Genomic DNA, 18592 nt, shown 5'->3' with positions numbered 1-18592 from the left:
GAATGGAACGACACGGCACGGGCCGTGCCGTTCCGCGTCAGCATGGATGCGGACCGCCCGGGTGTCAACACGGCACGTGCCGTGCTGTACCGTTCAGACATGACCGACCGCCGTGCCGCCCGCGCCGCCGACCTCACCGAAGCGATCATGCGCTGCACGCTGGAGCTGGCCCAGGAAACGGGGTACGCCAAGCTCAGCATCGAGGCGGTCGCGGCCCGCGCGGGCGTCGGCAAGCACACGATCTACCGCCGCTGGCCTTCCCGGGGGCTGCTGTTCCTCGACGCGGTTCTCAGCCTCAACGAGTCCGGCCTCACCCACCCCGACACCGGCGATGTCGTCGCGGACCTGCGCGAAGTGATGACCAGAGCCGCCGGCCTGCTCGGCCGCCCGCCGTGGGGGCCGCTCTACCAGGACCTCATCGGCGAGGCCCAGCACGACCCGGCGGTCGCGGCCGCTCTGAACGAGCGCTTCATCGAGCCGCAGACCGCCGACACCCTCGCCCGCTTGCGAGCCGCCAGGGACCAGGGGGAGATCGATCCCGGCTTCGATCTGGACGTGGCCATGGACCTCCTGTCGGGTCCCCTGTATTTCCGGCTGCTGGTCACTCAACAGCCGCTTACCGACGCCTACATCGACCGCGTCCTGCGCGCGGCCTTCGCCGGGATGAGCCCCAGGCCGCGGGAGTGAGCCGGCTGCGGAGGGCAGGAGCTCGGCCGGCTGGGAACCGTGCGCGGAGGCGTGGCGTCCGACTCGACGTGAAGGAAGAGATCAAGGGCCTCGCCGGTTTCCTCGTGGCCGGTCTCGGCGCCGCCGCGACGGTGCTGGCCTGGGCTCCCAGGGCGCGGGTCAACATAGACGGCGGGTTCGCCGGGAGCCACCGGGACCTGAGCGTGCTCTACATCGACTTGCCGCTCATCACCGCCGGGGGCGCTCTGGTGCCATTCGTCTTCTGGGTGCTCACCCTGCGCCGGTTCCGTCGGCCGTGGCTCGCCGCGGTGGTCGCCGCCGGCGTGGCTGCCTTGGGGATCTGGGGCCTGACCAGTTGGTGGGTTCCGTATCAGGCGCCGGAGTTCGGCTATGAAGGAGCCTTTCATCAGTTCAGGAGCACCGCTCCGGTCGGCTGAGCCGAGTGCGGCGGCGCGAGTGCCCGAATCCCCGGCCGGGAAAGCGAGTTCGGTAATCGTCCGCCGCGCCGCGGTGCGGCGCGTGGGAAGATGTCGCCCGTGACCGATTCGTCGCCCTCAGTCGTCGCCGAAGGCAAAGCGTGTGTGCGTGGGTTGGGGGCCCGTGCCGCCGTCGCGCTCGTGTTCGGGTCGTCGGCCGCCGTGCTGGTGGTCGAGATCGTTGCTCTGCGGCTGCTGGCTCCGTATCTCGGGCTGACGCTCGAGACCAGCACCATGGTGATCGGTATCGCCCTCACGGCGATCGCCGTCGGGTCGTGGCTCGGGGGAAAGATCGCCGACCAGGTCGATCCCCGACGGCTTCTCGGGCCCTCGCTCGGGGTGTCGGGGGCGGTCGTGGGGCTCACCCCCGCCGTGCTGCGCACCACCGCGGAGTGGGCGCCGACGGCGCTGTTGTTCATCGCGTCGCTGACCATCCTCGTGCCGGGGGCGCTGCTGTCCGCGGTGACGCCGATGGTGACGAAGCTGCGGCTCACCAGCCTCGCCGAGACCGGGACGGTCGTCGGACGGCTGTCCGGCGTCGGCACCGTCGGGGCCATCTTCGGGACCGTCCTCACCGGCTTCGTCCTCGTGTCGCGGTTGCCGGTCAGCGGCATCCTGATCGGACTCGGCACACTGCTGGTGGCCGGATCCGCGGTGGTCGAGTGGCGCACGCGCGGGTGGCGTGGCGCGCCCGCCCTGGCCCTCGTGATCGTCGCCGGGGGCCTCGCCACCGCGGTCGCGCCCGGTGGCTGCGACGCCGAGACCCGCTACCACTGCGCGCGGGTGGTCGCGGATCCCGAGCGGGACGGCGGGCGCACGCTGGTCCTCGACGGTGTGCGGCACTCCTACGTCGACGTCGACGACCCGACGTTCCTGGAGTTCGCGTACGTGCGCGCCATCGCGTCCGCGGTCGACTCCGCGTTCCCCAAGGGCGAGCCGCTCGCCGCCCATCACCTGGGCGGTGGCGGGCTCACCCTTCCCCGGTACCTCGCCGCCACGCGGCCCGGGACGCGCAGCCTGGTGTCCGAGATCGACAGCGGTGTCGTACGGATCGACCGGGAGCGGCTCGGTCTCGGGTCGGCCGCCGGTGTCGACGTGCGGGTCGAGGACGGGCGGCTCGGTCTGCGGCGCCTGGACGCCGGCAGTCGGGACCTCGTCGTCGGCGACGCCTTCGGGGGCGTCAGCGTGCCGTGGCACCTCACCACGGTGGAGGCGCTGACCGACGTACGGCGGGTGCTGAGGGAGGGCGGGCTGTACGTCGCCAACCTCATCGACCACGGGGGGCTGGACTTCGCGCGTGCCGAAGTCGCCACCCTCGGCGAGGTCTTCGAGCACGTCGCCCTCGTCGGCGAACCCGTCGACATCGGCCTCGGCCCGGGCACCGGGCCCGACGGCGGCAACCTGGTCGTGCTCGCCTCCGACCGGCCCGTCGACCTGCGCGCCACGCAGCGGGCGCTCGACGCCCGGCGGACCGGCTGGAAGATCGCCGGTGGTGACCGGCTCGCCGCCTGGACCGGCGACGCCCGGCCGCTCACCGACGACTACGCACCCGTCGACCAGCTCCTCCAGCCGGCCGCCACGCGGCGCGGTCCGTGACGCGGGGCCGGCGCGCTCAGCCGATGGGTGCCGGCATGGGCTGGACGTCGTACTGCAGGCGGATCGTGTCCCCGGTCGCGGGGTCGGCCAGCTCCACACTCCAGCCGTCGGCGAACTGGTCGACGCCGGGGGTCATGGGGATGGTGCCGGAGATCAGGACGGTGCCGGGCGTGAGCCCGCCGCGTGCGCGCAGGACGTCGATCCAGTAGGCGGGGGCGAGGAGTTCCGCCAGGGTGCCGTGCTGGATCTGCGTCGACGTGTCGCCGTGGGTGACCCAGGCGCGCAGGGTGAGGTCGTCGAGGCGGGACTCCACGTCGGCCAGGCGCCAGGCCCGGCGGGCCAGGACGTCGGGGCCGGCGTTCTTGCTCCAGGCCACGCCGTGCACCTCCAGGTCGCGGTCGGTGTGGTCGCAGGCTGCGGTCAGCAGCAGCTCCCCGTCGTCCGCCACGACCAGCGCCCACTCCGCCTCGCCGGAGGTGTGCCCGTGCTGTGCCTGGACCCGGTCGGTCTGCTGGGCGAGGTAGGGGGAGACGGGGTAGAGGGCGGGCGTCACGGACGGGCCGGGCACGCCCAGCTCGGCCAGTTCCGCGACGTGTGCGGCGACGTCCTCCTGGCTGCGTCCGGCGTACCCGGCGTTGAGGACCTGGACGACGTCGACCTCGCGCGTCGATCCGTCGGGCAGTTCGAAGGTCAGCAGCACGGCCATGAGGGCACTCCCAGAGTTCGGGTCCGCGGTGAATCTCTCGCGCAAAGGGTTGCGCATACGACCTGTATACAAGAAGTATGCCGAGAGGTCGATGTCCCCCGACGTCCCCGAGCGAGGATGGGAACCATGCGCGACACCCCGAAGGACGACACGAAGGACGGCACCTCGCCGCCCGCGCTCCACTCCGGCGTGCGCCGGGCCTTCGTCGCGAGCCTGACCGGCACGGCGCTGGAGTGGTACGACTTCGCCGTCTACTCCGCGGCGGCCGCCCTGGTCTTCGGCGATCTATTCTTCCCCTCGGAGGACCCGCTCACCGGCACGCTCCTGGCGTTCTCCACCTACGCGGTCGGCTACGTGTCACGCCCGCTGGGCGGGTTCGTCTTCGGCCGGCTCGGTGACGTGATCGGCCGCAAGAAGGTGCTGATCGCCACGCTGGTGCTCATCGGGGCGGCGACGTTCCTGATCGGCGTCCTGCCCGCGTACTCGACGGCCGGCGTGGCCGCCCCGATCGCCCTGGTCGTGCTGCGCTTCGCGCAGGGCGTCGGCGTCGGCGGCGAGTGGGGCGGTGCCGTACTGCTGTCCAGCGAGTTCGGGGATCCGCGCCGCCGCGGCTTCTACGCCTCCGCCGCCCAGGTCGGCCCACCGGCCGGAAACCTGCTGGCCAACGGTGTGCTGGCGGCCCTCGGCGCGCTGCTGACCGAGGCGCAGTTCGAGTCGTGGGGCTGGCGCGTGGCGTTCCTGTTCTCGGGCGTCCTCGTCGCGTTCGGGCTGTGGATCCGGGCGAAGCTGGAGGAGACCCCGGTGTTCAAGGCGATGGAGGCCGAGCAGTCCCGGCCCCAGGCGCCGGTCCGCGAGGTCTTCACCACCCAGCCCCGCGCCCTGCTCGCCGCGATCCTGTGCCGCGTCGGCCCCGACGTGCTGTACGCCATGTTCACCGTCTTCGTCCTCACGTACGCCACCGAGGAACTGGGCATGTCACGCGGCTCCGCCCTCGCGGCCGTGCTCATCGGCTCCTCGATCCAGGTCTTCCTCATGCCGCTGGCCGGCGCGCTCTCCGACCGGGTCAACCGCCGTCTGCTGTACGGCGTCGCCACGGTGGCCGCCGGTGTATGGCCCTTCGTGTTCTTCCCGATGATCAGCGGCGGCACCTGGCTGCCGCTCGCCACGGGGGTCGTCGTGGGCCTGGTGATCCACTGCTGCCTGTACGGCCCGCAGGCCGCCTTCATCACCGAGCAGTTCGCACCCCACCTGCGCTCGACCGGCTCGTCCCTGGCCTACACCCTGGCCGGGATCATCGGCGGCGCCGTCGCCCCGCTGCTGTTCACCAGCCTGCTGAGCGTGTACGGCACGTGGGCGCCGCTGGCCGTGTACATCGCCCTCGCCTCGGCCGTCACCCTCGTCGGCGTCCGGCTGGGGCGCGACCCCGACGCCGCCCTCGACGAGGACGCCGCCCTCGCCGCGCCGAAGGCGGACACCGTCCCTACCCGCCTCTGAGGAGGACGCACCGTGCGCATCGCCCTGAGCCAGCTCACCACCGGCCCCGACCCCGAGAAGAATCTCCTGCTCGTCGAGGAATGGACCCGGCGCGCCGCGGACGCCGGAGCCCGTGTCGTCGTCTTCCCGGAGGCGACGATGGCCTGCTTCGGCACCCCGCTGGCACCGCTCGCCGAGCCGCTGGACGGGCCGTGGGCCGACGGCGTCCGGCGGATCGCCGCCGCCACCGGCACGGTCGTCGTGGCCGGCATGTTCACCCCGGCCACCGGGGGGCGGGTGGCCAACACCCTGATCGCCACCGGGGCCGGGGTCGAGGCCTCCTACGACAAGATCCATCTGTACGACGCCTTCGGGTTCCATGAGTCCGACACGGTCGCCGCGGGCCCGTCCCCGACGGTCATCGACGTGGACGGCGTACGGCTGGGGCTCGCCACCTGCTACGACATCCGTTTCCCGGAGCTGTTCCGGGCGCACGCCGACGCCGGTGCCGTCGCCACGCTGCTGGGCGCGTCCTGGGGGGCCGGGCCGGGCAAACTGGAGCAGTGGGAGCTGCTGGCGCGGGCCCGGGCGCTGGACGCCACCGTGTGGCTGGCCGCCGTGGACCAGGCCGACCCCGGCACGGGCGCGGGACCGGGCTCCGCGCCGACCGGGATCGGGCACAGTCGCGTCGTCGGACCCGACGGGACCGTACGGCACGCGCTGGGCGCCGGGCCCGAGCTGCTGGTGGCCGACCTCGACGTGGACGAGGTCGCCGCGGTCCGGCAGCGGATCTCCGTGCTGGAGAACCGGCGTCCGGAGGTGTGGGGGCGGTGAACGCCTTCCCCCCGGCCGCGCCGGGGGGGGGGGCTTCGGCTTCGGTAGCGGTCGAGGAGCGCGGGGCACGCGGATGCCGCGCGCTCCTCAACCCTCCAGCAAAACCTTGAGCGTCGACTCCAGATGATGGTCGATGGCCGCCCACGCGGCCTGCGCGTCACCGGCCTCCAGGGCGTCCAGGATCGCCTCGTGCTCCCCGAGCACCGCTTCCTGGCGCCCCTGCCTGCTGAAGAGGGCGGCGACCCCGGCACGGACCTGGCGGCTGCGCAGGCCCTCGTAATGCCGGTCGAGGAGGGTGTTGCCGACGGCGGACACCAGGGCCGCGTGGAAGCAGTGGTCCACGGCGATGAACTCCCTGGCCTGGTCGGCACCGGTGAGCCCGCGCTGCCGTTCCAGCAGGGACCGCAGCTCCGCCACCGGCGCTCCGCCGCCCGAGACCAGCTCCTGGGCGGCGTACCGCTCGACGATGCCCCGCAGCTCCATCAGCTCGCGGATCTCCCGTCCCGTCAGGGGGGAGACCCGGGCGCCCCGCTTCGGCACCAGCTCGACCAGGTCCTCGGCCGCGAGCTGCAACAGGGCTTCCCGGATGGGCGTGCGGGAGACGCCGATCCGGTCCGCCAGCTCCTGCTCGGACAGGAAGGCGCCCTGCATCCCGGGATCCGTCAGCACCGTGTCCTTGAGATACGCGTACGCCTTCTCCCGACCGGACGTCACGGCAGCCCCCAGCTCTCGCATACACCTTGTATACGACCGGACGCTACCACGCGGCCCCCTCGCGGTGCCCGCGGTGCGTTCCGGATCTCTTGGGAGATGCGGGCCCGCGCGGGTGAGAGGAGGGTGGAAGGGAGGGGTGGCCGCCGCCGCTGAGCCGGGGCGCGCCTTATACCGCTGACCGCACTTGAGGCCATTCATGGAAACCGAAACGCAAGCCACTCTCGTCGCGGCCCTCGCGACCGGATACGCCCTGGGCCGTACCAAGAAGGGCAAACTCGCCATCGGGGTCGCCTCCGCACTCGCCGGCCAAGGGCTGCTGAGTCCCAGAGAGTTGATGACTCGGGCGCTGAGCAAGGCGTCCGAGAACCCGCAGACCGCGCAGTTGCTGGATCAGGTCCGCGGCGAGCTGATGGACTCCGCCCGCACCGCGCTGTCCGCGACCGCCGACCGCCGCTTGGGCGCGCTGGCCACCTCGCTGCAGGAGCGCACCGAAACCCTCCTGGGCCAACCCGATGACGAGGACCAGGAGGACCAGGAGGACCAGGAGGACCAGGAGGACGAGGAGGACGAGGAGGACGAGGAGGAGGCAGAGGCGGCGCCGCCGCGTCGGAGCCGGGCGGGAAAGAGCCCCGCGAAGAAGTCCGCGTCCAGGACCGCTCCGGCGAAGAAGGCTCCGGCGAAGAAGGCCCCCGCCAAGAAGGCGCCCGCCGGGAAGAAGAAGGCCTCCGCCGGCAAGGCATCCACCCGCGGCAGCCGTAGGAGGTAGGCCATGGCCAGGACGGAGGAGAAGTCCACGCCGGCCGGCACCTCCGGCATGGACCAGCTCAAGGAGCAGCTGGCCGCGTTCGCCTCGGCGAAGGGGCAGCGGATGGCGGACAAGGCCGGGGAGAAGATCAGCGGCCTCGCGCAGGGCCTGGGGGACGTCGGCGACGGCAACAGCACGTTGCTCGACGTCGGCAAACGCGTACTCGGCGAAGGGGAGTCGCCGGTCAAGGCGTTCCTCGGCGAGAAGGCGGGGGACGTGAAGGACAAGGTGGTCGACACCGTGAAGGGCGTCTTCGGCGGTGGCGGCAAGGCGGGGAGCGTCAAGGTCACGAACATCGTCGAGGTGATCGACGTCGGCAAGCCGGTGCGCACCGTGTACGACCGCTGGACCCAGCTCGAGGAGTTCAGCTCCTTCACCAAGGGTGTCCAGAGCGTCTCGCAGTCGGACGAGGTCGAGAGCGACTGGAAGGCCAAGATCGCCTTTTCCAACCGCAGTTGGAAGGCCACCGTCCAGGAGCAGGTCCCCGACGAACGCATCGTCTGGAACTCCGAAGGCGGCAAGGGCACCACCCGCGGCGCCGTCAGCTTCCACGAACTGACTCCCGACCTCACGCGCGTCGTCGCCGTGGTCGAGTACTACCCGTCCGGCTTCTTCGAGAAGACCGGCAACATCTGGCGCACGCAAGGACGTCGCCTGCGCCTCGACCTCAAGCACTTCCTGCGGTACGCCACGCTCTCCGACGACGAGGAACTGGAGGGCTGGCGCGGTGAGATCCGCGACGGCGAAGTGGTCCGCTCGCACGAGGAAGGTCTTGAGGACGACGGGGACGACGGGGACGAGGAAGAAGAGGAAGAAGAGGAGTACGACGACGAGGACGAGGGCGAGTACGAGGGCGAGTACGAGGACGAGGGCGAGTACGAGGAAGAAGGGCGGTAGACGAGACCGGCCCGACGGAGTGTGCGCGCGTCGCCGGTGCCGGTCCCACGGTGCTTCAGGGTGTCTCACGATGAGGCATCACCGCACTCGCCGCGTGTGCCCGTTCCCGGTCCGGTGGCCGGGCTCGCGGGGCGCCCTGTTCGCTTCGAAGCCCTCCCGGCGCCCACGGCCCTCGCGGCCTTGGCGCGAGCGCACGACATCGGAGAGGTGCAATCTCGCGGCCCGCCAGGTGGCCGACGACCAGACCGGCCAGACCCAGGGCGGCGACCACCACGAACGCCGCGAACCCGCCGAAGTATCCGGCGAAGCCGAGTGCGAGGCCGGTCAGGAGCCCCGCCGTGGTGGTGTTCATGGCTCGTTCCCCATCTCGTGTGCGGCTCCCCCTCGGGAGGGGCGGGACGGGGCGAGTCAGTCGACCCGCTGCCGGTCGCGGTCGCGCTCGTCCTCGTCCTCTTCATCCGCCCCCGGCAGGGCGACGTCGTTGACGTCGATGTTCACCTCCACCACCTCCAGGCCGGTCATGCGCTCCAGCGTCGCGATCACTTCGGCGCGCGTCTCCGCCGCGACCTCGGCTATGGGGTAGCCGTAGTCGGTGACCACGTCCAGGTCCACCGCCACCTGGCGTTCCCCGACCTCGACGCTCACGCCCCGGGTGACGCTCGTCCCGCCGCCGGGCATACGGTCGCGGACACCCCCGAGGGCGCGCGTCATGCCGGAACCGAGGTGGTGGATGCCGGGAACCTCGCGGGCCGCCATCCCGGCGATCTTCGCCGCCACGACGTCCGCGATCGTGGTCCGTCCCCCGGGCTCCGAGCCGGCGCCGCCGGTCCGCTTCTCGTCCTCCGGCGCATGGACGTCCCGCTTGGGGTCGTGCTGCGGCATGGTTCCCGGCGTCGGCCTGGCGCGGTCCGAGGCCGGGCTGTACGTCGTCTGCGTCATGACGTCCTCCTGAGCTGCGAGCTGCGAGCTGCGAGCTGCGAGCTGGAAGCTGCGGTTCGGGGGCACCTGGTCGGCGCCCTTCATAGAGTTCGACACGAACCGGGCTAAATCGTCACACTTTTCTGTGATCTGGCTCACGTATCCTGGGCTCGTAGCAGGACGCGCGCGACCGCGTCACGTGGGAAGCGGAAGCGGACAGTGGATGTGGGGAGCGATCTCGACGAAGCGGACGACCGGGTCCTCGCCGTCCGCGCCTCCGAAGCCGACGAGGACGCGTTCGCGGTGCTCGTGCACCGGCACACCGCCCGGCTGCTCGCGCTGGCCTGTCACATGCTGGGCAGCCTCCCGGACGCCGAGGAGGTCGTGCAGGATGCCTTCGCCAGTGCCTGGAGGCGCCTTCCCGAGTTCCGGGGGGACGCCGCCTTCCACACGTGGATGTACCGCATCGTCACCAACCGCTGCCTCAATCTCCTCCGCGGGCGCACGCCCTCCCTGCCCCTGGACTCCGTCGCCGAGCCCTCGGCCCACGACGCGACGGGCGAACCGGAACGCAGCGCCGAGAACGCCGCGGCGGCTGCCGCACTGTCCCGCGCGCTGGGGGGCCTGCCCGCCGGCCAACGCGCCTGCTGGATCCTCAGGGAGCTGCACGAACTCCACTACGAGGAGATCGCGCAGGTGCTGGGGGTGAGTGAACAGACCGTACGCGGCAAACTCTTCCGGGCTCGGCGCACGCTCACGAAGGAGATGGCCCCATGGCGCTAGACCACCCCACCGCCACCTCCTCGTCCGGCCGGACCGGCCCGGGTCACGGGAACACCGGCGAGGTACGGTTCCCGGCCGACGAGCGACTGCCGTGCGCCCGCCTGCTGAGCGACGTGTGGGAGCGGGCGCGCACCGGCCGCGATCAGGGCGACGCCCACACGGACGGGTGCGTGTACTGCCGGGACGCCGTCGAAGGACTGGCGGCCCTGGACCGCGCCACCGACGCGCTGCACACCCGGGGGCCGAGCGCCCGCGCCCTCGTGGAGAGAATCGTCGCCGCCGTACGCGCGGAGGTACGGCTCGGGCGGCTGCTCCCCCTGGACGACCCGACCGGAGAACTGCGCATCGCGGAGACCACCGCGGCCGGCGTCCTTCGCCGCGCCGCCGGAAGGGTTCCGGGCGTGCTGGCCGCCAGCTGCCGGCTGACCCCGGGCGCCGCGGGGACGGAGGACCGGGTGACCGTCGCCATGACCCTTTCCGTCACGCTCGACCAGCCCTTGCCCGGCAGGACGGAACAGGTGCGACGAGCCGTGGCCGACGCGGCGGCCCACGAGCTGGGCCTCGCCGTCGATGCGATCGACCTGCGGGTCTCGGCCGAGTGGGAGCGTCCGCACCCGACGGGTGCCTCGGGGTCCGGGGTGGCGACGTGACCGCCGTCGACGCGAGGGGCGTGGAACGCGCGGTCGCCCACGCGGCGCTGTCGGTCCCCGGAGTGGCCGGACTCCAGCCGGGCCTCGGCCGCTCACTGGCCGACGCGGCCCACACGGCCCACACCCAGCGCGTTTCCGGCACCGCCGCTCCGGCTCCGGGCGCCGGCGTCCGCGCCCGGTACGCGCGTGACAGCGGCGTCTGGCACGTCGAGGTCCGCTGCGTCCTCGCCGAGGGCCGCCGCGCCCTCGACACGGCCCGCGCGGTCCGCGCCCGCGCCCTGACGGCCGTGAACCAGCAAGCTCCGGGAGGCTGCGTCGTCACCGTCACGATCACGCGCGTCGTGGGGGACGTACGGGGCCGCGCCTGGACCGGCTGACCCGACGGGCCGGGCCCGGTCCCCTTCGGGGGGCCGGGCCCGGTCGTGTCGTGGCGTGTCTGTCCGTCAGGCGCCGGTGCTCTGGTTGCGGCGGCGGGCGACGACCACCGCGCCGGCGCCGAGGACGAGTGCCGCGCCGCCCGCCAGGGCGATCTTCGGCAGGGCGTCGTTCGAACCGGTCTGGGCGAGGGCGCCGGTGGTGGTGCTGGACGTGTTCACCGGGGTGGTGGAGGTGCCGCCCTGTCCGGTGGGGCTGTTGGGGGCCGGCTCGTCCTTCGGGTCCTCGGGCTTGCCCGGGTCGCCGGCGTCGTCGGCGCCCTTGGGCAGGATCTGGAAGGCGTGGTCGTCCAGTTCCGGGTAACCGCCGCAGGAGCCGTCGTCGTTGAGGTAGTCGGCGGTGACGTAGACCGCGCCCTGCCCGGCGAGGACGTCCGCGTCGACCTTCAGCCGCAGCTTGACGTCGACCGAGGCGTTCGCCTTGAGGGAGCCGATGGAGGTGCCGCCCAGCAGCTCGGCGTCGCGCCACTGCGGGTTGGCGGCGGTCGACCACTCCAGGTCGAGGTAGGAGTCCAGCTCCTTGTAGCCCTTGGTGTCGAAGCCGTGGGCGGACGCGAAGGGGTACACCTCGTCCAACGTGCCGCCGGTGCCGTTGGAGACGCGGAGCGTGAAGGTCTCCGTGGTGCCGCCGACGACCTTGTCCGGCAGTCCGCTGACGACGGCGGTGAGTTCGGGCGCGGCGACGCACTCACCGGCCGGCTCCTCGCCTTCCTCGCCCTCCTCGGCGTCCTCGGCGTCGGAGAGCGCCTTCTCCGCGTCGTCCAGCTTCGTCTTGGCCTCGTCCCGCGCCTTCTTGAGGAGTTCGATCTTGCGGGCCTGGGCGACGCGCTCGTCGTCGTGGGCGTCCTGCGCCTCGGTGTGCGCGGTGTCGGCGGCGGTCTTGGCCTCGGCGGCCTCCGTGGCGGCGGTCTTCGCCTCGTCCAGGGCGGTCTGCGCCGCCGCCTTGTCCTCGTCGGTGGTGGCGGCGTCCAGCTCGGCCTGGGCGTCCACCACGGCCTGGTCGGCCTCGGCCTTGACCTCGGCGGCTTCCTCGGCGGCCTTCTCGGCCTCGATGAGCGCGGCCTTGGTCGGGTAGGTCTCCTCCTCCAAGCCCTCCTTGAGGAACTTCTTGGCGTCCTTCACCGCGATGACGGCGGCGTCGTACTCCTTCTGCGCGCGTTCGACCGCCTGCTTCAGCTCTTCGATCGTGGGCTTCGCCTTCTGCGTCTGCGCGGCGGGCTTCTCGTCGGCGAAGGCGGGCGCCGACGACAGGAGGACGACCGGGGCGGTCACGGCGGCGGCGACGGCGGTCGCGAGAACACGGCGAATCTTCACATGGACCCCTGGTCGGGTGGTGGAAGCGAGTAACGGGCGCCGCGCTCGCGGAGTGTTCACGCGGTGCGACGCTCCGGTGATCGTATGACCTGCCCGACGGGGCACACAGGGAGTTTCCCGCCCGTCGGCCGGAATGGTCGCCCCCATGCGTGAACGAAGGGGGCGAACCAGCACAGTTGCCCGCGTAGGCCGCGTTTTTTCTATGATCCATATCACTCCACAGGCGGCCCCAGCAGAGCGAGCCGGTCCATACCGACCAGGTGGTATGCACAGCGTGCCGCGTCCCCTACCCTGCTGTCGTCGTCCGACGGCGCGGCGGGTCCGATGGACCACCGTCCGCGCCGCCCCCGCAGACAGGGAGACCTTCATGGCCGTCGACCCCACGGGAGCCGCACTCGCCACGCTGGGCGCACACGCCCCGGACGAGCCCTTCGTCATGCTCAACCTGCTGCGCTTCGCGCCCGACGGCCGCGAGGCGTACCAGGAGTACTCCCGCCGGGCCGCGCCCTTCTTGCGGCAGTACGGCGGCGAGCTGGTCTACGCAGGCGACGGCGGTACGCCCCTGGTCGCCGAGGACGGGCAGGCGTGGGACGCCGTGCTGCTCGTCCGCTACCCGAGCCGGGACGCGTTCAGCCGCATGGTCGCCGACCCCGGGTACCAGAGGATCACGGGGCTGCGGAGCCGGGCCCTGACCGAGGCGGTACTGCAGCCGACCGCGCCGTGGACGGGCGGCCGGCGGGAGTGACGGCGCCGCCTCAGGCGCGGGCGAGTTCCGCCGCGCCGAAGGAGACGTCGAAGCGGTCGCACCAGATGCTGACGCTGCTGTAGCCGGCCGGGTCGATGTCGGTGGGCACGGTGTAGTTCTGGCTGCCCTTGTTGCCCTTGAGCTTGCCCAGGCCGATGTGCTTCCCGTCGTCGAAGACGTGCCAGCCGTCCCGGCCCTCCTCGACCGGGGCGTCGGTCAACAGGACGCGCAGGTCGGGGCCGTTGCTGGTGTCGAGGTCCTCCAGGCGCACCACGTGCGATCCGTCGGCGAGCCGCACGAGTTTCACGGTGCCGGAGGTCGCGTGCTCGTGGCTGATCAGGTCGCCGCTCGCCAGGGTGACCGGCTCCGCGGCGGAGGGCGCCGCCGGCTTGTCGGACGAAGGCCCCCGGGCAGGGGCGCGCGAGACGTCCGCTGTCGCGGGCAGCGCCTCGTCGACCGTCTCGTCCTGCCACAGCTTCCACGGCTGGAACCAGTACAGCCCGAGGCCGGCCGCGGCGACCGCCACCAGCAGCACGCCGCCCATCCACGGCCTGACCCTCGCACCTCGTCCACGTCCCATACCGTCCGCCTCCCGGGGAGAATGCCGCGTCGCTTCCGTATCGCTCCCATTCAACGGATGGAGCGGCCTTCCCACATCGTTCGGCGGATGACGAAATGCTTACGTCCGCCACCCGCCCCGCGGAGTTGTCCAGGAACTTCTCCTGGATTGTCCGTGATCTGTAACGGACGGATCCCGTGTCCCCTTTTCCTCGTCCTGCCAGGTGGACCCGGGTTACCGGGGTTCGACGGTGAACTGCGGGAAGGCGGGGCGGGCATGGCACGGCACAGTGGCGGGCGGGGCTGGTACGGCAAGGTGGTCGGGGCCGCCCTCGGGGTGACGATGCTCGCCGTCGGTGCCTCGGTGTGGACCGCGCAGGCCGATGCCGTGGGCAGTTCGGAGCCGAAGGCGTCCGCGTCCCCCGCGCCGGGCGGTGCGGTGAAGCCGGTCGACGTGACCATCGCGCACGCCTCGGACGCCGGGGCGCGCGGCGTGAACATCACCATCGACGACGGCCCCGACCCGGCGTGGACGCCTCAAGTGCTCGACCTGCTGGAGGAGTACGGGGTGAAGGCCACGTTCTGCGTGACGGGGACGCAGGCGCAGGCCCACCCGGACCTCGTGAAGAAGGTCGTCGCGGCCGGACACCGGCTGTGCGACCACTCGGTGTCGCACGACACCGCCATGGACCGGAAATCCGAGGCGTACCAGTCGAAGGAGATCCTCGACGCCGAGCAGATGATCATCAAGGCGTCGGGCGGCGTCCGGCCGATGTACTACCGGGCTCCCGGCGGGGCCTTCACCCCCTACAGCCGAAAGCTCGCCGCCTCCCACGGGATGCGCCCGCTGGGCTGGAACGTGGACACCAAGGACTTCGAGCGGCCGGGCACGGACGCCATCGTGGAGACCGTCGAGCGGGAGCTGGCCAACGGGCCGACGCTCCTGTTCCACGACGCGGGCGGCGACCGTTCGCAGACGGTCGAGGCCCTGCGGCGCGTGCTCCCGTGGCTGGAGGAACAGGGGTACGCGTTCGGGTTCCCCGTGCGCTGATCAGGCCGAGCGGGGCCCGGCGGTCCAGGCCCGGGGCGGGGACCCGGCGGACGTGCCGTCGAAGAACGCGTTGGCCGCGCGGCAGGCCCTCCGGCCCTCCGTCCCGCCCGGCGAGGGCGTCTGCGACACGTTCGCCGAGGCGTTCCCGCGCGCCGTCACACCGCCGCGGGACGGACCTCCGCGCGCGTGACGGCACGGCGCCGGGCCGGTACGCCGAGGGTCGGGTTGGCGACGCCCCAGGCGGCGGCCCTGCAGACCAGCTCCTTGTAGAGGGCGGCGAAGCGTCCGGTCAGGGCGGCCGGTACGGCGCGGTCGTCGGCGGTGACGTACTGGATCAGGCCCTCCCGGCGGCCCAGCGAGATGCACTGGTTGAAGTAGCGCAGCGGCGCGTTCGGGAGCTTGCCGCCGGTCAGGCGGGCCGCGATGGAGTCGGCGGCCTGCCAGGCGGTGGGGGTGCCCGAGGCGCAGGACATCCGCAGCGGCTTGTCGCCGGGGCCGGCCGCCATGGCCGCGTCGCCGACGGCGTACACGTCCGGGTGGGAGACCGAGCGCATGGTCCCGTCGACCACGATCTGGCCCGTGCCGGTCACGTTCAGGGTGGTGGCCCGCGCGATGGGGTGGACGGCGAAGCCCGCCGTCCACAGGGTGACCGCGGCCGGGATGGTGGCGCCGTCGGCGGTGGCGACGTGGTCCGCCGCGACTTCGGTGACCGCGGCGTTCTCGTACGCCGTGATGCCGAGGGTGCCGAAGACCTTGCGCAGGTGGCGGCGGCCCTTGGGCGAGAGCCAGTCGCCCAGACCGCCGCGCGCGGCGAGCGACACGTCGAGGTCCGGGCGGGCCTCGGCGATCTCGGTGGCCGCCTCCAGCCCGGTCAGGCCGCCGCCGACCACGACCACGGACTCTCCGGCGTCCAGCCCGGCCAGCCGCTCGCGCAGCCGGAGCGCTCCCGGGCGGCCGGCGATCTCGTGGGCGTGCTCGACGGTGCCGGGCACGCCCTGGTGGTTCCAGGCGCTGCCGAGGGCGTAGACGAGGGTGTCGTACGCCAGCTCCCTTTCCTCGCCCGGGTGGTCCGGGTCCGTGACGGCGACCGTCCTGCGGTCCACGTCCACGCCGCTGACCTTCCCGAGCCGCACTTCTACACCGGTGCCCGCGAACATCTCGCCGAGCGACCGGGGCCGGAGCTGCTGACCGACCGCGAGCTGGTGCATGCGGACCCGTTCGACGAAGTCGGGCTCGGCGTTGACGAGGGTGATGGCGACATCCTCGCGGCGCAGTCGCTTGGCGAGGCGCCCGGCGGCGATGGCTCCGGTGTATCCGGCGCCCAGGACGACGATGCGGTGCTGCATTTCCCTGCTCCTCTTCTCCGGCGGCTGAAGCTCTCCGCCCCTTGAACCGGGCGGCCCGCCGTTTCCTGACAGGAGCAGGGTGTGACGTACGTCACATGCACGTGGCGGTGGTCAGAAGGCGTTGAACAGGGGTTCTCCGTGGTCGGTGGCGGCCCAGCGCCGGGTGGCGCGTTCGAGCTTGTCGGGGTTGACCTGGTTGCGGAACCCGGCGATGCCCTCGGGGGTGATCTCCAGGCACATGACGCCGATGACCCGGCCGTCCACGACCGCCACCACGGCGGGGTCGCCGTTCGCGGTGTCGGCGTAGACCCCGACGGTGCCGCCGGCCAGGGCACGCTTGGCCTTGCCGGGCTTGAACAGGCCCCGCATGAACGTCGCCACCGCGCGGGCGCCCTCGAACGCCTTGGCTCGCGCCGGGACCTTCCCGCCGCCGTCGCCGATCGACACGGCGTCCTGGGTGAGCAGGCGGACGAGCGGTTCGGTACGGCCGCTGGTGGCCGCGGCGAGGAACTCCTCGACGACCCGCCGGGCGGCCGCCTCGTCGACCTCGGTACGGGCCCTGCCCTCGGCGACGTGCTTCTTGGCGCGGTGGAGGATCTGCTGGCTGGCGGCCTCGGTGAGGCCGAGGATCCCGGCGATCTCCCGGTGCCCGTAGCCGAACGCCTCGCGCAGGACGTACACCGCGCGCTCGCCCGGCGACAGCCGCTCCAGCAGGGCGAGTACGGCGAAGGAGACCGACTCGCGCTGTTCGGCCGTGTCGGCCGGGCCGAGCATCGGGTCCCCGGCGAGCAGCGGCTCGGGCAGCCACTGTCCGACGTAGGTCTCCCGCCGGGCGCGGGCCGAGGTGAGCTGGTTGAGGCAGAGGTTGGTGAGCACCTTCGTCAGCCAGGCCTCCGGGACCTCGACACGGCCGACGTCGGTGGCCTGCCAGCGCAGGAACGTCTCCTGCACGGCGTCCTCGGCCTCGCTCGCGGAGCCGAGGAGGCGGTAGGCGATGGCCTCCAGACGGGGCCTGGACGCCTCGAACCGTTCCACGTCGTTCATGGTCAGGGCCATGGGCCGGATCCTAGTCGCCCCGGCGCGCGGACGGTCGGCACCTGGTCACCGCTGGCAGCGCGGGCACCACACCGTGCCGCGGCCGCCCACCCGGGAGTGGCGCAGGTGGGTGCCGCAGCGAGGGCAGGTGGGGTCCGGGGTGTCGCGGTGGCCGGTGAGCCAGGAGGCGCGTGGCGGGACGCGGCCCGTGGGGACGGCGGAGCGCAGGGTGCGCCGCATGTGCGTGTGGAGGCGGCGGCGGTCGGACTCGGCGAGGCCGCTCGCCGCGCGGGTGGGGTGCAGGTGGGCGCGCCACAGGATCTCGTCGGCGAGCAGGTTGCCGAGGCCGGCGACGACGGACTGGTCGGTCAGCGCCGTCTTGACGCTGCCGCGCCGTGCGCCGAGCGCGGCATCGAAGTGCTCCCGGCCGACCGTCAGCGCGTCCGGGCCCTGGTGGTCCAGGAGCCGGGCGACGTCGGACTCGTCGTGGGCCAGCCACAGGCCCCGGAGCTTGCGCTGGTCGCGGTAGCGGAGCTGGCGGTCGCGGGAGACCGTGAACAGGACCCGGTCGTGCGGGTGGGCGGGGTCGTCGGGGCGGCGGCAGAGCAGCAGGCCCGTCATGCCGAAGTGCAGCAGCACGGTGGGGCCGCCGGTGCGGGCGAGCAGCCACTTGCCGTGCCGTTCCGCCCGCGTGAAGCGCCGGCCCTCCAGCGCCTCGCGCAGCCCCCGGGCGCTCACTCCGTGCAGGACCCCGGTGTCGCGCACGTCGACACGCTGGACGGTCCTGCCCGTCGCGCAGGACGCGAGAACCTCGCGGAATCCCTCGACGTCGGGCAGCTCCGGCACGCGGGCCTCCTCCCGGAACGCGGGCCTCCTCGAGCGGCCCCGGTCCCATGGTGCGCGCGCCGCGGGCACCGTGCAGCACGACACCGCGGGTCGCCTATCTTGGCGCCCATGCAGGCATACACGATCGGCCAGGCGGCCCGGCTGCTCGGCGTCAGTCCGGACACCGCGCGGCGGTGGGCGGACGCGGGGCGGGTGACGACCCATCGCGACGAGGGCGGCAAGCGGCTCATCGACGGCAGGGACCTGGCCGCGTTCTCCGTGGAGCTGGCCCAGAGCGGCAGCGGCGAGGAGGAGGCGTCCTGCACGTCGGTCCGCAACGCCTTCCCCGGCATCGTCACCGCGATCAAACTCGGTGACGTGGCGGCACAGGTCGAGATCCAGGCCGGCCCGCACCGGCTGGTGTCGCTGCTGACCCGGGAGGCCGTGGAGGAACTGGGCCTGGAGGTCGGGATGGAGGCCACCGCCCGAGTGAAGTCGACGAACGTGCACGTCGACCGGGGTTGAGCGGCGCCGTCGCGGGTGACGGCGAGGAGGACGGGACGCGCTCACGGCTGTCACGTCCCGTGTGACGGTACCCGGCCGGACCTCCCGTACAAACGCACATGCCATGCCAGGGATGGGTTGCGCCCGCTCATGCGAAGCGACAGGAGACTTCCGGGTCGCATCTGCGGCATTATCATCGGCGTAAGCGCAGCCGGCCCAGCCGGATCAGCACCATCAGCAC

The 18592-nt window shown here is 72.6% G+C and carries 21 protein-coding genes; 13 read left to right on the top strand and 8 right to left on the bottom strand.

The window, feature by feature from the left end:
* Positions 1–99: 99 nt before the first annotated feature.
* The 3 genes from ACFW01_RS15240 (at position 100) to ACFW01_RS15230 (ending at position 2759) form a co-directional block, all read left to right on the top strand.
* Positions 100–687 (top strand): TetR/AcrR family transcriptional regulator, encoded by a 588-nt coding sequence (locus ACFW01_RS15240; protein WP_234956611.1) that lies wholly within the window; start codon positions 100–102, stop codon positions 685–687.
* 68 nt (positions 688–755) lie between these two features.
* A complete protein-coding gene (locus ACFW01_RS15235; protein ID WP_234956610.1) occupies positions 756–1124 on the top strand; it encodes a hypothetical protein in 369 nt (122 codons plus the stop codon).
* Between the two features lie 90 nt (positions 1125–1214).
* A complete protein-coding gene (locus ACFW01_RS15230; RefSeq protein WP_384503944.1) occupies positions 1215–2759 on the top strand; it encodes a fused MFS/spermidine synthase in 1545 nt (514 codons plus the stop codon).
* A 16-nt stretch (positions 2760–2775) separates the two neighbouring features.
* On the opposite strand, the gene ACFW01_RS15225 is transcribed toward ACFW01_RS15230, so the two are convergent.
* On the bottom strand, positions 2776–3465 hold the full coding sequence (locus tag ACFW01_RS15225; RefSeq protein WP_234956608.1) for a DUF2848 domain-containing protein: 690 nt from the start codon (positions 3463–3465) through the stop codon (positions 2776–2778).
* 126 nt (positions 3466–3591) lie between these two features.
* Here ACFW01_RS15225 and ACFW01_RS15220 point away from each other — a divergent pair, with 126 nt between their 5' ends.
* Positions 3592–4959 carry an MFS transporter gene (locus tag ACFW01_RS15220; RefSeq protein ID WP_234956607.1) on the top strand — a complete coding sequence of 456 codons (1368 nt, stop codon included), beginning with the start codon at positions 3592–3594 and terminating at the stop codon, positions 4957–4959.
* Positions 4960–4971: 12 nt separating this feature from the next.
* On the top strand, positions 4972–5772 hold the full coding sequence (locus ACFW01_RS15215) for a carbon-nitrogen hydrolase family protein (RefSeq protein WP_384503941.1): 801 nt from the start codon (positions 4972–4974) through the stop codon (positions 5770–5772).
* A gap of 87 nt (positions 5773–5859) precedes the next feature.
* Here the strand turns inward: ACFW01_RS15215 and ACFW01_RS15210 are convergent, their stop codons facing one another.
* On the bottom strand, positions 5860–6507 hold the full coding sequence (locus tag ACFW01_RS15210) for a GntR family transcriptional regulator (protein WP_234956605.1): 648 nt from the start codon (positions 6505–6507) through the stop codon (positions 5860–5862).
* Between the two features lie 175 nt (positions 6508–6682).
* Between ACFW01_RS15210 and ACFW01_RS15205 the strand changes: the two genes are divergently transcribed.
* Complete coding sequence (locus tag ACFW01_RS15205; RefSeq protein WP_384503939.1) at positions 6683–7252, top strand: hypothetical protein; 570 nt, start codon at positions 6683–6685, stop codon at positions 7250–7252.
* Between the two features lie 3 nt (positions 7253–7255).
* Positions 7256–8188, top strand: a complete 933-nt coding sequence (locus tag ACFW01_RS15200) for an SRPBCC family protein (protein WP_384503937.1) — start codon at positions 7256–7258, stop codon at positions 8186–8188.
* Positions 8189–8596: 408 nt separating this feature from the next.
* Here the strand turns inward: ACFW01_RS15200 and ACFW01_RS15195 are convergent, their stop codons facing one another.
* Positions 8597–9070: an Asp23/Gls24 family envelope stress response protein gene (locus ACFW01_RS15195; RefSeq protein WP_384504048.1), complete on the bottom strand. Its 474-nt coding sequence runs from the start codon at positions 9068–9070 to the stop codon at positions 8597–8599.
* Between the two features lie 261 nt (positions 9071–9331).
* Between ACFW01_RS15195 and ACFW01_RS15190 the strand changes: the two genes are divergently transcribed.
* The 3 genes from ACFW01_RS15190 to ACFW01_RS15180 are packed head-to-tail and all read left to right on the top strand — an operon-like array spanning position 9332 to position 10916.
* Positions 9332–9889: an RNA polymerase sigma factor gene (locus ACFW01_RS15190; RefSeq protein ID WP_384503935.1), complete on the top strand. Its 558-nt coding sequence runs from the start codon at positions 9332–9334 to the stop codon at positions 9887–9889.
* Positions 9880–10539, top strand: a complete 660-nt coding sequence (locus tag ACFW01_RS15185; protein ID WP_234956601.1) for a hypothetical protein — start codon at positions 9880–9882, stop codon at positions 10537–10539. The genes ACFW01_RS15190 and ACFW01_RS15185 overlap by 10 nt, the downstream gene beginning before the upstream one ends.
* On the top strand, positions 10536–10916 hold the full coding sequence (locus ACFW01_RS15180; protein WP_234956600.1) for a hypothetical protein: 381 nt from the start codon (positions 10536–10538) through the stop codon (positions 10914–10916). Before ACFW01_RS15185 ends, ACFW01_RS15180 begins: the two co-directional genes overlap by 4 nt.
* A 66-nt stretch (positions 10917–10982) precedes the next feature.
* Here the strand turns inward: ACFW01_RS15180 and ACFW01_RS15175 are convergent, their stop codons facing one another.
* The gene (locus ACFW01_RS15175) at positions 10983–12287 is read right to left on the bottom strand and encodes a peptidase (RefSeq protein ID WP_234956599.1); all 1305 of its coding nucleotides are present in this window, start codon (positions 12285–12287) and stop codon (positions 10983–10985) included.
* Positions 12288–12654: 367 nt separating this feature from the next.
* On the opposite strand from ACFW01_RS15175, the gene ACFW01_RS15170 reads away from it, so the two are divergent.
* Positions 12655–13032, top strand: a complete 378-nt coding sequence (locus ACFW01_RS15170; protein ID WP_234956598.1) for a DUF1330 domain-containing protein — start codon at positions 12655–12657, stop codon at positions 13030–13032.
* A gap of 10 nt (positions 13033–13042) precedes the next feature.
* Here ACFW01_RS15170 and ACFW01_RS15165 read toward each other — a convergent pair whose 3' ends face one another.
* Positions 13043–13612: a DM13 domain-containing protein gene (locus tag ACFW01_RS15165; protein WP_384503932.1), complete on the bottom strand. Its 570-nt coding sequence runs from the start codon at positions 13610–13612 to the stop codon at positions 13043–13045.
* Between the two features lie 255 nt (positions 13613–13867).
* Between ACFW01_RS15165 and ACFW01_RS15160 the strand changes: the two genes are divergently transcribed.
* The gene (locus ACFW01_RS15160) at positions 13868–14641 is read left to right on the top strand and encodes a polysaccharide deacetylase family protein (RefSeq protein ID WP_384503930.1); all 774 of its coding nucleotides are present in this window, start codon (positions 13868–13870) and stop codon (positions 14639–14641) included.
* 155 nt (positions 14642–14796) lie between these two features.
* Here the strand turns inward: ACFW01_RS15160 and ACFW01_RS15155 are convergent, their stop codons facing one another.
* The 3 genes from ACFW01_RS15155 to ACFW01_RS15145 form a co-directional block, all read right to left on the bottom strand.
* Positions 14797–15987 (bottom strand): NAD(P)/FAD-dependent oxidoreductase, encoded by a 1191-nt coding sequence (locus tag ACFW01_RS15155; RefSeq protein ID WP_384503928.1) that lies wholly within the window; start codon positions 15985–15987, stop codon positions 14797–14799.
* Positions 15988–16098: 111 nt separating this feature from the next.
* Positions 16099–17043, bottom strand: a complete 945-nt coding sequence (gene sigJ / locus ACFW01_RS15150; RefSeq protein ID WP_234956593.1) for an RNA polymerase sigma factor SigJ — start codon at positions 17041–17043, stop codon at positions 16099–16101.
* Between the two features lie 45 nt (positions 17044–17088).
* Positions 17089–17868: an Fpg/Nei family DNA glycosylase gene (locus ACFW01_RS15145; protein ID WP_384503926.1), complete on the bottom strand. Its 780-nt coding sequence runs from the start codon at positions 17866–17868 to the stop codon at positions 17089–17091.
* 108 nt (positions 17869–17976) lie between these two features.
* Between ACFW01_RS15145 and ACFW01_RS15140 the strand changes: the two genes are divergently transcribed.
* On the top strand, positions 17977–18372 hold the full coding sequence (locus ACFW01_RS15140) for a helix-turn-helix transcriptional regulator (protein WP_234956590.1): 396 nt from the start codon (positions 17977–17979) through the stop codon (positions 18370–18372).
* Positions 18373–18592: the final 220 nt, after the last annotated feature.

The sequence above is a fragment of the Streptomyces sp. NPDC058985 genome (assembly GCF_042740985.1).
In the GTDB taxonomy this organism is placed as follows: Bacteria; Actinomycetota; Actinomycetes; order Streptomycetales; family Streptomycetaceae; genus Streptomyces.
Note: the sequence above shows the minus strand (reverse complement) of the source record. Positions and strands in the feature narration are given on the sequence as shown.

Bases quoted from the DNA above. Each gene is read 5' to 3' on its own strand.
- ACFW01_RS15240 (WP_234956611.1), top strand. From the start codon at position 100: ATGACCGACCGCCGTGCCGCCCGCGCCGCCGACCTCACCGAAGCGATC.
- ACFW01_RS15230 (WP_384503944.1), top strand. From the start codon at position 1,215: ATGTCGCCCGTGACCGATTCGTCGCCCTCAGTCGTCGCCGAAGGCAAA.
- ACFW01_RS15225 (WP_234956608.1), bottom strand. From the start codon at position 3,465: ATGGCCGTGCTGCTGACCTTCGAACTGCCCGACGGATCGACGCGCGAG.
- ACFW01_RS15220 (WP_234956607.1), top strand. From the start codon at position 3,592: ATGCGCGACACCCCGAAGGACGACACGAAGGACGGCACCTCGCCGCCC.
- ACFW01_RS15210 (WP_234956605.1), bottom strand. From the start codon at position 6,507: ATGCGAGAGCTGGGGGCTGCCGTGACGTCCGGTCGGGAGAAGGCGTAC.
- ACFW01_RS15205 (WP_384503939.1), top strand. From the start codon at position 6,683: ATGGAAACCGAAACGCAAGCCACTCTCGTCGCGGCCCTCGCGACCGGA.
- ACFW01_RS15200 (WP_384503937.1), top strand. From the start codon at position 7,256: ATGGCCAGGACGGAGGAGAAGTCCACGCCGGCCGGCACCTCCGGCATG.
- ACFW01_RS15195 (WP_384504048.1), bottom strand. From the start codon at position 9,070: ATGCCGCAGCACGACCCCAAGCGGGACGTCCATGCGCCGGAGGACGAG.
- ACFW01_RS15185 (WP_234956601.1), top strand. From the start codon at position 9,880: ATGGCGCTAGACCACCCCACCGCCACCTCCTCGTCCGGCCGGACCGGC.
- ACFW01_RS15170 (WP_234956598.1), top strand. From the start codon at position 12,655: ATGGCCGTCGACCCCACGGGAGCCGCACTCGCCACGCTGGGCGCACAC.
- ACFW01_RS15165 (WP_384503932.1), bottom strand. From the start codon at position 13,612: ATGGGACGTGGACGAGGTGCGAGGGTCAGGCCGTGGATGGGCGGCGTG.
- ACFW01_RS15160 (WP_384503930.1), top strand. From the start codon at position 13,868: ATGGCACGGCACAGTGGCGGGCGGGGCTGGTACGGCAAGGTGGTCGGG.
- ACFW01_RS15155 (WP_384503928.1), bottom strand. From the start codon at position 15,987: ATGCAGCACCGCATCGTCGTCCTGGGCGCCGGATACACCGGAGCCATC.
- sigJ (WP_234956593.1), bottom strand. From the start codon at position 17,043: ATGGCCCTGACCATGAACGACGTGGAACGGTTCGAGGCGTCCAGGCCC.
- ACFW01_RS15140 (WP_234956590.1), top strand. From the start codon at position 17,977: ATGCAGGCATACACGATCGGCCAGGCGGCCCGGCTGCTCGGCGTCAGT.